This is a genomic window from Streptomyces sp. NBC_01381 (assembly GCF_026340305.1).
Lineage (GTDB): Bacteria > Actinomycetota > Actinomycetes > Streptomycetales > Streptomycetaceae > Streptomyces.
In genome coordinates, this window is sequence record NZ_JAPEPI010000001.1 from 1,860,314 (window position 1) to 1,873,178 (window position 12,865).

Below are 12,865 nucleotides of genomic sequence, written 5' to 3' on the forward strand. Positions count from 1 at the left end.
AGACGTTCAGTCTTCCCCGTACCGCGGGTCCACCGACTCGGGTGAGAGCCCGAGCAGTTCGGCGACCTGCTCGACCACCACTTCGTGGACGAGCGCGGCCCGCTCCTCCCGCCCCTTGGTGCGGATCTCGACGGGCCGCCGGTAGATGACGACCCGGGCGGGCCGCCCCTCGGCGGCCTCGATCGTGCCACCCAGGGGTACGGCCTCGTCGCTCCAGTCGCCGTCCTCGCCGCCCAGGGGCGGCACCTCGAGCACCAGGAAGTCGATGTCGCTCAGCTGCGGCCACCGCCGCTCGAGCCGCTCCACGGAGTCCTGCACGAGGTCGGTGAAGACTTCGGCGCGGCTGGCCGAGAGCGGCACCTGGGGCGGCGCGACGGGGCCGCGCATGCCCCTGCCGTGGCGGTCGCGGCGGCGGGGCCTCGGCTCTGCGGAACGGGGCTGTACGGGGTCGTCCATCACTGACGAAGCGTAGTCCTCGAGATCGCCGATTCCGCACAGCTTGCGCCCGGCTTCCGCCCGGCGTCCGTGCCGCTTCCGAACGGCGCACCCCATGTCGCCCGATGACCGTTCCGGCCAGTCTTGAGCCCGATTCCGCATCTCTCCCGGACCGTCGATCTCGCGATGAATGACGGGAAATGAACCAAGTGGTGACCGGATTCAACACCACGCGCCCCTGTGGCCCCAGGCGTCACCGCAGGTCAGCGAGGCGCCGTGCTGACGCGTCGTGTCGGGGATCACAGCGCGACACGGTGGGGTGACCTCGGGGAGAGTCGTCGCGGCCCGCTCAAGAGTGCGGTACCGTCCAACATCGTGAGCCCTGTACGTCGCTGTTCGCGCACCGCTTGCGGCCGTCCTGCCGTCGCGACGCTGACGTACGTCTACGCCGACTCGACCGCGGTCCTCGGCCCCCTCGCCACCTACGCCGAACCCCACTGCTACGACCTGTGCGCCGAGCACTCCGAGCGCCTCACCGCGCCCCGTGGCTGGGAGGTCGTCCGGCTCGCCGACGCCTCGGGTCCGGCCCGCCCCAGCGGTGACGATCTCGAAGCGCTCGCCAACGCGGTGCGCGAGGCCGCGCGGCCGCAGGAGCGCGTGGCGGAGGCCGGCGGCTCGGGCCCGCGCACGGCGGACCCGATGGAGGTCGCACGCCGCGGCCACCTCCGGGTGCTGCGCTCGCCGGATTCCTGAGCGCCCTTCTCCGTAGACCGCCTCGGTAGCCCTCTCCGTAGATCGCTGTCTTCGTAGGCCCCTGTCGTTTACTGCTGAACAATTTCTCGTGCATGACCCATTGACGTGCCCATGCAGTCGACACGACCATTCCCCCACTCGTGAGAGATCACCTTCCGCATCACGGAAACCGGGGAGCCGTCCGTGTACGTGCAGCAGTTGCAGCCCGTGGCCGACTCGCTCGGCCTGTCCGCCCTCATCGCGACCCTGCCCCTCCTCACCGTTCTCGTCCTGCTCGGCGCCGTCCGTATGAAGGCTCACCACGCGGGCCTCATCGGACTCGGCGTCGCCGCCCTGGTCGCCTGGCTCGCGTACGGCATGCCGCTCGGCCAGACCGCCTCCAGCGCCGCGCAAGGGGCCCTCTTCGGCCTCTTCCCCATCCTGTGGATCGTCGTCAACGCCCTGTGGGTGTACCGGATGACGGTGCGCACCCGGCACTTCGACATCCTGCGCCGCTCCTTCGGACGGCTCTCCGACGACCCCCGCATCCAGGCCCTCGTCATCGCCTTCTGCTTCGGGGCACTCCTGGAGGCACTCGCCGGCTTCGGGGCGCCCGTCGCGATCTGCGCGGTGATGCTGGTGGCGCTCGGCTTCGACCCCGTGAAGGCCGCCGTCGTCGCCCTCGTGGCCAACACCGCGCCCGTGGCCTTCGGCGCCATGGGCACCCCCGTGGTGACGCTCGCCCAGGTCACCGGGATCCCGCTGGACACCGTCGCCACCGTCGTCGGCCGCCAGACACCGCTGCTCGCCCTGGTGGTGCCGCTGCTCCTGGTCGGCCTGGTGGACGGGCGGCGCGGGCTGCGCGAGACCTGGGTGCCCGCCCTGGTGTGCGGAGTCGCCTTCGCCGCCGCGCAGTTCGCCGCGTCCAACTACGTCTCCGCCCAACTGGCCGACATCGGGGCGGCGCTCGCCGGCGCGGGCGCCCTCGTGGCGGTGCCCAGCGCGCGCAAGGCCGCGGCGGAACCCGTACGCGCCGCGGTCCTCACCGGCGTACGTAGGGAGGGCCTGCGTACCGGGAGGCCTGCGCTGGTTTGACCCCGGTGCCCCGGGGCCTCTCTCGCAGGCCATCGGCACTTCGACTGGCCCTTCGTCAACTGCCCGTCCACAAACGGGCTTGCTGCTCGACTTCACCGAAGGCTTCGGTGAGTGTCGGCTGCGTCCAACTGCACGCAGGCAGTAGAGGTGATTGACCGCACCCCGCACCTAGCGTGGTCAACGTCCCGTGCAACCGGGTCCACCGGGCGGCGCCGGAATTGTGCCTTCAGGTGACTCACACGCTGGGATCGGCAACGTACCACCACGGAGCGGTAGCTGAAGGGGCCTTCGTCAGGTTGGTCGGCGGCCGGCGCGGGGCTCGCCTTCCTCTCGCCGGTGCTCGGCTGGTTCGGCGTGGCCGTCTCCGGCTCCGACACCTCGGCCAACGCGCTCTTCGGCGCGCTCCAGGTGACGGCGGCTCAGCAGTCCGGGCTCTCGCCCGAGCTGCTCGCGGCCGCCAACAGCTCGGGCGGTGTCCTCGGCAAGATGATCTCCCCGCAGAACCTGACGATCGCGTGCGCGGCGGTCGGGCTCGCGGGCAAGGAGGGCGACCTGCTGCGCAAGGTACTGCCGTGGAGCATCGGCCTGTTGCTGGTGATGTGTCTGATCGTGGTGGGGCAGAGCACGGCGGTGCTCGGCTGGATGCTGCCGTGACACCGGTGGATGCCGCCGTGAACACCGGCTCGAGCCACTCACAGCTGGTTGTCAGCCGTTGCGGGTAGTTTGGGGTGACCGACGAGTACTTGGTGACCGACCAGTGCTCGACGAGTACTTCCGAGACCGCTGAACTCGCAGAACCTGCAGAGAGGGTTGGCCGTGACTGCTGATCTGTCCCAGATCGTGAAGGCGTACGACGTGCGCGGGGTCGTCCCGGACCAGTGGGACGAGTCACTGGCCGAGCTGTTCGGGGCGGCCTTCGCGAAGGTGACGGGCGCGGACGCGATCGTGACCGGGCACGACATGCGGCCCTCGTCGCCGGGCCTCTCGCGGGCCTTCGCGCGCGGGGCCGCGGCGCTCGGCGTGGACGTCACGGAGATCGGCCTCTGCTCGACGGACCAGCTGTACTACGCGTCGGGGGCGCTGAACCTGCCGGGCGCGATGTTCACGGCCTCGCACAACCCGGCGCAGTACAACGGCATCAAGATGTGCCGCGCGGGCGCCGCCCCCGTCGGCCAGGACACCGGCCTCGCCGACATCCGCGCCCTGGTGGAGGGCTGGGCGGAGACCGGCGCCCCGGAGCCCGCGGCCACGCCCGGCACGCTCACCGGGCGGGACACCCTCAAGGACTACGCGGCGCACCTGCGCGGCCTGGTGGACCTGACCTCCATCCGCCCGCTCAAGGTCGTCGTCGACGCGGGCAACGGCATGGGCGGGCACACGGTCCCCACGGTCTTCGAAGGCCTGCCCCTCGATGTCGTCCCGATGTACTTCGAGCTGGACGGCACGTTCCCCAACCACGAGGCCAACCCCCTCGACCCGAAGAACATCGTGGACCTGCAGAAGCGGGTGCGCGATGAGGGCGCCGACCTCGGCATCGCCTTCGACGGCGACGCGGACCGCTGCTTCGTGGTCGACGAGAGCGGCGATCCGGTGTCCCCCTCGGCCATCACGGCCCTGGTCGCCGCGCGCGAGCTCGCGCGCAACGGCGGCAAGGGCACCGTCATCCACAACCTCATCACCTCCTGGTCGGTCCCCGAGGTCGTGCGGGAGAACGGCGGCTCGCCGGTCCGCACGCGCGTGGGGCACTCCTTCATCAAGGAGGAGATGGCCAAGACGGGCGCCATCTTCGGCGGCGAGCACTCGGCGCACTACTACTTCCGCGACTTCTGGAACGCGGACACGGGCATGCTCGCCGCGCTCCACGTCCTCGCCGCGCTCGGCGGCCAGGACGGCCCGCTGTCGGGCCTGGTCGCCCAGTACGACCGCTATGCGGGCTCCGGAGAGATCAACTCCACGGTCGACGACCAGTCGGCCCGCCTCGCGGCGATCAAGTCGACGTACGAAGGCCGCGAGGGCGTCACCCTCGACGAACTCGACGGCCTCACGGTGACGGCCACCGACTGGTGGTTCAACGTCCGAGCCTCCAACACGGAACCGCTGCTCCGCCTGAACGTGGAGGCGAGGGACGAGCCCACGATGACAAAGACCCGGGACGAGGCCCTGGCCATCATCAGGGCCTGACCATGGCGACGGGGCCGGCGTCCGTCCCAACGCCTGCCCACGCGTTTGTGGGCAGGCGTTGGGACGGCACGGCTCCACCCGGTCCGCGCGTTCGTGGGCAGGCGTTCCGGGCCGCACCGCTCCACCCCGGTCCGCGCGCTTTCGGGCAGCGTTCCAGGCCCAGCGCTTCCCACCCGTCCCGCCGCGTTTGTGGGCAGGCACCCCGGACCGCACGGCTCCCCCCCCCGGGCCCGCCGCGTTTGTGGGCAGGCGTTCCGCACGGCGAGTGGGGCCTCCCCTGCTCGAGCGGAGCCGAGAGCTTGGGGAAGGGTGGGCACAAACGCCCACCGGGTCGCGCCCGAAGAACGACCGCAAGCCCACCGGGGGCCCGGGGCGCAGCCCCACCCGAACGCAGGCCGAGGCCCCGGCCAGCACAAGCCCAGGCCCCCGGCCAGCGGTACGCTGACCAGGCCACATCCCCCACCCCACCGCACCCCGAAGGGACCCACCCCATGCCGCTCGAAGCCGGCCTCCTGGAGATCCTCGCCTGCCCGGCCTGCCACGCCCCCCTCAAGGAGGCGGACACGGAGCTGGTCTGCACGGCGGACGCCAAGGCCTGCGGCCTCGCGTACCCGGTCCGCGACGGCATCCCCGTCCTCCTCGTGGACGAGGCCCGCCGCCCGGCGTAACAACCCGCCCGCAGCACCCGCAGGGACCCGCACCCGGCGATCGGAGGCCTGACCCCCATGCTCGACGAATCGCTGCTAGACGCCCCAGAGGCGCTCGCCGTGGCCGACCGCCGCGGCCTGCTCCGCGGCGCCGCGGAGGCGGGCGCCCGCGTCCGCACCGCGGTCCGGCACGCGACCGAGGCCGGACTCACGCAGCTCAAGCCCGACGGCCGCCCCCGCTCCATCCTGATCGCGGGCCCCGGCACCGCCGCCACCTGCGTCGCCGACCTGCTCGGCACGCTCGCGGGCGCCGGCTGCCCCGTGATCCGCCTGGCCCCCACGGGCGTCGCCCCCGCCGCGGGCGCCCTGCGCTGGGCACTGCCCGGCTGGGCGGGCTCCGTGGACCTGCTGCTCATCACCACGCCGGACGGCACGGAACCGGGCCTCTCGCTCCTCGCCGAGCAGGCCTACCGCCGCGGCTGCACGGTCGTCGCCGTGGCCCCCGCCCGCTCCCCGCTGGCCGAGGGCGTCGAGGGCTCGCACGGCCTCACCGTCCCGATGGCGACATCCCCGTACGGAGAATTCGAGGCCCCGCACGACGGCGAGCGGGCCTCCGAGGCATACGAGGCACGCCGCCTGGAGGACGAGGCCGCGGCCGCCGCCCCCGCCACCCTGTGGGCCCTGCTCACGCCCCTCCTGATCCTCCTGGACCGCACGGGCCTGATCACCGCCCCGCCCGAGACCCTGGAGAAGATCGCCGACCGCCTCGACAGCGTCGCGGAACGCTGCGGTCCAGCCATCGCGACGTACAGCAATCCCGCCAAGACCCTCGCCGCCGAGCTCGCCGAGGCCCTCCCGCTGATCTGGACCGAGGGCGCGCTCGCGGGCCCCGCGGGCCGCCGCTTCGCCGCCACGCTCGCCGAGCTCGCCGGACATCCGGCGCTCGCCGCGCAGCTCCCCGAGGCGCTGCCCGCGCACGGCGCCCTGCTCGCCGGCGACCTCGCCCCGAGCGCCGACGGCGACGACTTCTTCCGCGACCGCGTCGAGGACCCCCAGTCGCTGCGCGCCCGCGTCGTCCTGCTCCGCGCCAGCCCCGTGGACGCCGGCGGCCTCACCGCCGCACCCGCGGCCCGCGAACTCGCGCACAGCCACGACGTCGCGATCAGCGAGCTCGAACCGGAGGACGGCGAGGAGCTGGAAGCCCTCGCCGACCTGATCGCCGTCACGGATTTCGCCGCCGTTTACCTGGCGCTCGCCCCGAGGGACCGATCATGACCCCAGCCCGGTCAACCGGCCCGGTCATGACCTGAGACCCGCATCGCGCACGAGCACAAGAGCAGACGAGCGCACGCACGTACGTACGTAAGGGAGAACCCCTCCGTGGACCGCCTCACCAACACCATCCGCCCCTACGCCTGGGGTTCCACCACCGCCATCGCGGAGCTCATCGGCGTCGAGCCGACCGGCGAGCCGCAGGCCGAGATGTGGATGGGCGCCCACCCGGGCGCGCCCTCGCGCACCGCGCGCGGCCCGCTCAACGAGGTGATCGACGAGGACCCGGAGCGCGAGCTCGGCAGGGCGGCGGCCGCCAAGTTCGGCCCCCGCCTGCCCTTCCTCCTCAAGATCCTCGCCGCGGGCGCCCCGCTCTCCCTCCAGGTGCACCCCGACCTGGAGCAGGCGAAGGAGGGTTACGAGGACGAGGAGCGCCGCGGCGTCCCGGTCGACGCCCCGCACCGCAACTACAAGGACGCCAACCACAAGCCCGAACTGATCTGCGCGCTCACGGAGTTCGACGGCCTGTGCGGCTTCCGCGACCCCGTCGAGGCCGCGGATCTGCTCGCCGGTCTTGGCGTCGACTCCCTCAAGCCGTACGTCGACCTGCTGCACGCCAAGCCCGAAGAGGCCGCCCTGCGCGAGGTCCTGACGGCCGTTCTGAGCGCCGACCCCGAGCAGATGGCCGCGACCGTCTCCGAGGTCACCGCCGCCGCCGAGCACCTGGGCGGCGCCTACGCCCCGTACGCCGGAATCGCGCACCACTACCCCGGCGACCCGGGCGTCATCGCCGCGATGCTCCTCAATTACGTCCAACTCCAGCCCGGCGAGGCCCTGTTCCTCGGCGCCGGCGTCCCGCACGCCTACCTCGACGGCCTCGGCGTCGAGATCATGGCCAACTCGGACAACGTGCTGCGCTGCGGCCTGACCCCCAAGCACGTCGACGTGCCCGAACTCCTGCGCATCGTCCGCTTCGAGGCGACCGACCCCGGTGTCCTGCGCCCGGAGGCCTCGCCCGACGGCGAAGAGGTCTACGACACCCCGATCGACGAGTTCCGCCTCTCCCGCTTCGTCCTGCCCGAGGGCGGCGCGCGGCACGACCTCACGGCCGGCACACCGCAGATCCTGCTCTGCGTCGCGGGCTCGGTCCGCGTCGGCGACGCCGGACAAGTCGGCCCCGGTGAGTCCGTGTTCGTCCCCGCGGGCGAAAAGGCCGAAGTGTCCGGAGTCGGCACCCTCTTCCGTGCCACTGTGGTGGCCTGACACACCACGAGTCGCCCGTGCTGCAACAATGACCCACCGCAAAGGACGGGCAAAGCCGCGTCCGAAGAGCGGTGGGTCATGAACGTACGCAGGCGAAGGGACAACGGGCACACATGAGCGCGTCAGGCGGAACAAAGGCGATTGTCGCGGCACTCGCCGCGAACCTCGCGATCGCGGTGGCGAAGTTCGTCGCGTTCCTCTTCAGTGGCTCGTCGTCGATGCTCGCCGAGAGCGTGCACTCGCTCGCGGACTCGGGCAACCAGGGGCTGCTGCTCCTCGGCGGCAAGAAGGCGCAGCGCGAGGCGACGCCGCAGCACCCCTTCGGCTACGGCCGCGAGCGCTACATCTACGCGTTCCTCGTCTCCATCGTGCTCTTCTCGGTCGGCGGCATGTTCGCGATCTATGAGGGCTACGAGAAGATCAAGCACCCGCACGAGATCGAGGCCTGGTACTGGCCGGTCGGTGTCCTGGTGTTCGCGATCATCGCCGAGAGCTTCTCCTTCCGTACGGCCATCAAGGAGTCGAACCACACGCGCGGCAACCTCACGTGGACGCAGTTCGTCCGCCGCGCCAAGGCCCCCGAGCTGCCGGTCGTGCTCCTGGAGGACCTCGGCGCCCTGGTCGGTCTGGTCCTGGCCCTCGTCGGCGTGAGCCTCGCGCTCGCCACGGGCGACGGCGTCTGGGACGGCATCGGCACGCTCTGCATCGGCATCCTGCTGATCTTGATCGCGATCATCCTCGCCGCGGAGACCAAGTCCCTGCTCCTGGGCGAGTCCGCGGGCACGGAAGAGGTCGAGAAGATCGAGAAGGCCCTGGTCGACGGCGACACCGTCACCCGCGTCATCCACATGCGCACGCTGCACCTCGGCCCAGAGGAGCTCCTCGTCGCCGCCAAGGTCGCGGTGGAGCACGACGACACGGCCACGGAGATCGCCAACGCGATCAACGCCGCCGAGGAGCGCATCCGCGCGGCGGTCCCGATCGCCCGCGTGATCTACCTGGAGCCGGACATCTACAGCGAGACGGCAGCGGCCGAGGGCACCAACCCGGCGAAGTAGCCGCTTACGTACGCCGATGGGGCCCCGCACCTTCCGAGGTGCGGGGCCCCATCGACGTACTGACGCTACTTACCGAACCTCACGCAACACGTCGAGGATCGCCGCATCGTCCGCCGCCGCCTCCAGCCGTGCCCGGAAGCCGGTGTCCATCAGCTTCCGCGAGAGCAGCGCGAGAATCCGCAGATGCTCGTCGCCCGCGGCCGCCTCCGGCACGGAGATGATGAAGATCAGCTTGGCCTTCGTACCGTCGAGCGAGCCCCACTCGATGCCTGCCGACGACCGGGCGAACCCGACGACGGGCGAGGTCACCGCATCGGTCTTGGCGTGCGGGATGGCGATCTCCTCGCCGAGACCCGTGGTGCCCTGGGCCTCGCGGCGCAGCGCCGTCTGCACGAGCTCCTCGACGTCGGCGACCTTGCCCGTGGCGGCAAGGAGGTTCGCCATCTCGCGGATCGCGGACTCCTTGTCCTCCGACTCCAGTTGGACCTTCACGGTCTGCTGGGTGAGATAGCCGGAGAGGACCTCGTCCTCGTCCTTAGGGGCGGGGGCTGGTGCGGCGGGAGCCTTCTGCAGACCACCTCCGGAGCCACCCGTGGGGACGGCTCCCGCCCCCGCGAGCACGAGCTCGGGCTCGGGACCGCCCGGTACATCCACGAGCGGCACCCCGCGCCGCTTGCGCTCGCTGAGGTCGACCAGCGCGACCGTGGTCAGCGCGGTGACGACGGTGCCGATGGCGACCGCGATGAAGAACATCGGTACGCCGCCGACGGCACCCAGGACCGCCACGATCGGCCCGCCGTGCGGCACCGCGTCCTCGACGCCCGCGAGCCCCGCGATCGCACCGGCGACGGCACCGCCGAGCATGTTCGCCGGGATGACCTGCGCGGGCCGCGCGGCAGCGAACGGAATGGCACCCTCCGAGATCCCGAACAAGCCCATGAACAAGGCGGCGAAGCCGGTCTCCCGTTCCTGTTCGCTGTAGAGGCGCTTGCGGATCAGCGTCGCGAGGCCCTGCCCGAGCGGCATGACCGGAATCGCCGCGGCACACATGCCCATGACGGTCTGGTTGCCGGTCGCGATGAGCCCCGCGCCGAACAGGAACGCCGTCTTGTTGACCGGCCCGCCCATGTCGAACGCGATCATGAGCCCCAGGATCGCGCCGAGCAGGATCGCGCTGGTCCCGGTCATGCCGCTGAGCCAGTCGGTCAAATGCTCGAAGACCCACGAGATGGGCTTGCCGATGACGTAGATGAAGAAAAGACCGAGTGCCGTGGTCGCGACGATGGGGATCACGATGATCGGCATGATCGGCTGTGCGAACTTGGGGACCTTGACCTTCTTGATCCACAGCACCAGATAGCCGGCGAGGAAGCCGGTCACGATGGCCCCGATGAAGCCCGCGCCCGCCTTGGAGTCGTACAGCTCACCGGTGTTGGCGATCCAGCCGCCGATCATGCCCGGCACAAGCGCGGGCCGGTCCCCGATCGCGTACGCGATATAGCCGGAGAGGATCGGCACCATCAGCGTGAAGCCGATGACACCGATCTGGTTCACATGCATCCAGAAGGAGTCGTCCGGGATGACGAGTCCGCCCTTGGGGTCGGTGTGACCGCCGAGCGAGAGCGAGATGGCGATCAGCAGACCACCGACCACGACGAACGGAATCATGTACGAGACGCCGTTCATCAGCGCCTTGTACGCGACGCTGCGCTCCTTGCCGCCGCCTCCGCCCGTGATCGGATCGGCGGCGCCACCGCCGCCACCGGCCCCGTGCACCGGAGCGCTCTGCACCTGCTCGATCAGCCGCTCGGGGTTGCTGATGCCTTCGGAGACGCCGACGGACAGCACGCGCTTGCCCACGAACCGGCTGCGGTCGACGTCCTTGTCGGCCGCGATGATGATGCCGTCCGCCTCCCTGACATCGTTGTCAGTCAAGACATTCTCGGCCCCGATGGAGCCCTGCGTCTCCACCTTCATGTCGATGCCGAGGCTCTCCGCGGCCTGCGAGAGCTTCTCCGCGGCCATGTACGTGTGAGCGATACCGGTCGGACAGGCGGTCACCGCGAGCAGCTTGAGCTTCGTCCGCTCGCTGCCGCCACCGCCTATGGGGGGATCGGCCGGATGGTTCACGTGGATCTCCTAACGCCTAACGCCTTCGTCAAACAAGATCGCGCAAATGTTCCCGATCTCAAGGCATCCTGCAACACATGCGGGGAGGATCAAAAGAGCAAAGGTCCCGGCTTGCCCGGGTCTGTGTTCCTTTCTTCCACCACCCCATCCGTACCGGCTCTCCCACCACCCCATCCGTACCGGCTCTCCCACCACCCCATCCGTACCGGCGGGTTCGGAGGCGGGCTGGGGCAGGCTCGGCCAATCGGTGTAGCTTTGTGACTGAGCCAGACGTCGCTGCTGATGGCGGTCGGGCGGTCCGCACGCGGACCGGCCGAGGGAGAGAGGGCCTCCGACGGACTGCGCTGCTGCGCACCGGTGCACCTCTGTGCCGTTGTCGCAGGTCAGCCATGTCCACCCACCCTCGATCTACCCACGAGGAGCAGCTCGCACATGACGACTCTCATCAACGGCCAGGACTTCAAGGTCGCCGACCTCTCCCTCGCCGAGTTCGGCCGCAAGGAGATCACCCTCGCCGAGCACGAGATGCCCGGCCTGATGTCGATCCGCAAGGAATTCGCCGCCGCCCAGCCGCTGGCCGGCGCCCGCATCATGGGCTCGCTGCACATGACCGTGCAGACCGCCGTCCTCATCGAGACCCTGGTCGCCCTCGGCGCCGAGGTCCGCTGGGTCTCCTGCAACATCTTCTCCACCCAGGACCACGCGGCCGCGGCCATCGCCGTCGGTCCGAACGGCACCCCGGACAACCCCCAGGGCATCCCGGTCTTCGCCTGGAAGGGCGAGACCCTGGAGGAGTACTGGTGGTGCACGGAGCAGGCGCTCACCTGGCCGAACACCCCCACCGGCGGCCCGAACATGATCCTGGACGACGGCGGCGACGCCACGCTCCTGGTCCACAAGGGCGTCGAGTACGAGAAGGCCGGCAAGGTCCCGTCCGAGGACACCGCCGAGTCGGACGAGCACCGCGTCATCCTGCAGCTGCTCAACCGCACCATCACCGACGGCTCGCAGAAGTGGACCCAGCTCGCCTCGGAGATCCGCGGCGTGACGGAGGAGACCACGACCGGCGTCCACCGTCTCTACGAGATGCACCGTGACGGCACCCTCCTCTTCCCGGCGATCAACGTGAACGACGCCGTGACGAAGTCGAAGTTCGACAACAAGTACGGCTGCCGCCACTCCCTGATCGACGGCATCAACCGCGCCACGGACGTCCTGATCGGCGGCAAGACCGCCCTCGTCTGCGGCTACGGCGATGTCGGCAAGGGCTGCGCGGAGTCCCTGCGCGGCCAGGGCGCCCGGGTGATCATCACCGAGGTCGACCCGATCTGCGCCCTGCAGGCGGCGATGGACGGCTACCAGGTCGCGACGCTCGACGAGGTCGTCGACAAGGTCGACATCTTCGTGACGACGACCGGCAACAAGGACATCATCATGGCCTCGGACATGGCCAAGATGAAGCACCAGGCGATCGTCGGCAACATCGGCCACTTCGACAACGAGATCGACATGGCCGGCCTCGCCAAGATCCCCGGCATCGTCAAGGACGAGGTCAAGCCGCAGGTCCACACGTGGACGTTCCCCGACGGCAAGGTCCTCATCGTCCTCTCCGAGGGCCGCCTGCTGAACCTGGGCAACGCGACGGGCCACCCGTCCTTCGTGATGTCCAACTCCTTCGCGGACCAGACCCTGGCCCAGATCGAGCTGTTCACCAAGCAGGAGGAGTACCCGACCGACGTCTACGTCCTCCCCAAGCACCTCGACGAGAAGGTCGCCCGCCTCCACCTGGACGCGCTCGGTGTGAAGCTCACGACCCTGCGCCCGGAGCAGGCCGCCTACATCGGCGTAGAGGTAGAGGGCCCGTACAAGCCCGACCACTACCGCTACTGACCGAGCCGGTCTCCGGGCCCGACCCCGGCAACCACGCTCATCAGCAGGCCCTCGCCCAACCGGGCGGGGGCCTGCGCCCGTTGGAGCAACTTGAATGTTCGGGGCGCGCCATCTCGCGGGGCGCTGACCTGTGAACGCCGCCGGTCGGCCGGCTCACCTGCA

The 12,865-nt window shown here is 70.5% G+C and carries 9 protein-coding genes and 2 pseudogenes; 9 read left to right on the forward strand and 2 right to left on the reverse strand.

Going from position 1 to position 12,865, the window contains the following annotated elements:
• Window positions 1-6 precede the first annotated feature (6 nt).
• Entirely contained in the window at window positions 7-456 is a 450-nt protein-coding gene (locus OG453_RS09010; protein ID WP_266866261.1) for a metallopeptidase family protein, read from the reverse strand.
• 354 nt (window positions 457-810) lie between these two features.
• Here OG453_RS09010 and OG453_RS09015 point away from each other — a divergent pair, with 354 nt between their 5' ends.
• From OG453_RS09015 to OG453_RS09045, 8 genes and pseudogenes are all read left to right on the forward strand, one after another.
• Window positions 811-1,188: a DUF3499 domain-containing protein gene (locus OG453_RS09015; protein WP_266866263.1), complete on the forward strand. Its 378-nt coding sequence runs from the start codon at window positions 811-813 to the stop codon at window positions 1,186-1,188.
• Between the two features lie 183 nt (window positions 1,189-1,371).
• Window positions 1,372-2,223 (forward strand): annotated as a pseudogene (locus OG453_RS45110) (L-lactate permease); the annotation flags it as partial.
• A 339-nt stretch (window positions 2,224-2,562) separates the two neighbouring features.
• Window positions 2,563-2,916, forward strand: a pseudogene (locus OG453_RS45115) (L-lactate permease); the annotation flags it as partial.
• A gap of 162 nt (window positions 2,917-3,078) precedes the next feature.
• On the forward strand, window positions 3,079-4,443 hold the full coding sequence (locus tag OG453_RS09025; RefSeq protein ID WP_266866265.1) for a phosphomannomutase/phosphoglucomutase: 1,365 nt from the start codon (window positions 3,079-3,081) through the stop codon (window positions 4,441-4,443).
• A 491-nt stretch (window positions 4,444-4,934) separates the two neighbouring features.
• Window positions 4,935-5,111 carry a Trm112 family protein gene (locus tag OG453_RS09030; RefSeq protein ID WP_266866267.1) on the forward strand — a complete coding sequence of 59 codons (177 nt, stop codon included), beginning with the start codon at window positions 4,935-4,937 and terminating at the stop codon, window positions 5,109-5,111.
• Between the two features lie 57 nt (window positions 5,112-5,168).
• Window positions 5,169-6,365: an SIS domain-containing protein gene (locus tag OG453_RS09035; protein WP_266866269.1), complete on the forward strand. Its 1,197-nt coding sequence runs from the start codon at window positions 5,169-5,171 to the stop codon at window positions 6,363-6,365.
• 105 nt (window positions 6,366-6,470) lie between these two features.
• Window positions 6,471-7,625 carry a mannose-6-phosphate isomerase, class I gene (manA, locus tag OG453_RS09040; RefSeq protein ID WP_266866271.1) on the forward strand — a complete coding sequence of 385 codons (1,155 nt, stop codon included), beginning with the start codon at window positions 6,471-6,473 and terminating at the stop codon, window positions 7,623-7,625.
• A 113-nt stretch (window positions 7,626-7,738) separates the two neighbouring features.
• The gene (locus OG453_RS09045; protein WP_266866273.1) at window positions 7,739-8,683 is read left to right on the forward strand and encodes a cation diffusion facilitator family transporter; all 945 of its coding nucleotides are present in this window, start codon (window positions 7,739-7,741) and stop codon (window positions 8,681-8,683) included.
• Between the two features lie 69 nt (window positions 8,684-8,752).
• Here OG453_RS09045 and OG453_RS09050 read toward each other — a convergent pair whose 3' ends face one another.
• Window positions 8,753-10,813: a fructose-specific PTS transporter subunit EIIC gene (locus OG453_RS09050; protein ID WP_266866275.1), complete on the reverse strand. Its 2,061-nt coding sequence runs from the start codon at window positions 10,811-10,813 to the stop codon at window positions 8,753-8,755.
• Between the two features lie 432 nt (window positions 10,814-11,245).
• Here OG453_RS09050 and ahcY point away from each other — a divergent pair, with 432 nt between their 5' ends.
• A complete protein-coding gene (ahcY, locus tag OG453_RS09055; RefSeq protein WP_266866277.1) occupies window positions 11,246-12,703 on the forward strand; it encodes an adenosylhomocysteinase in 1,458 nt (485 codons plus the stop codon).
• Window positions 12,704-12,865 lie beyond the last annotated feature (162 nt).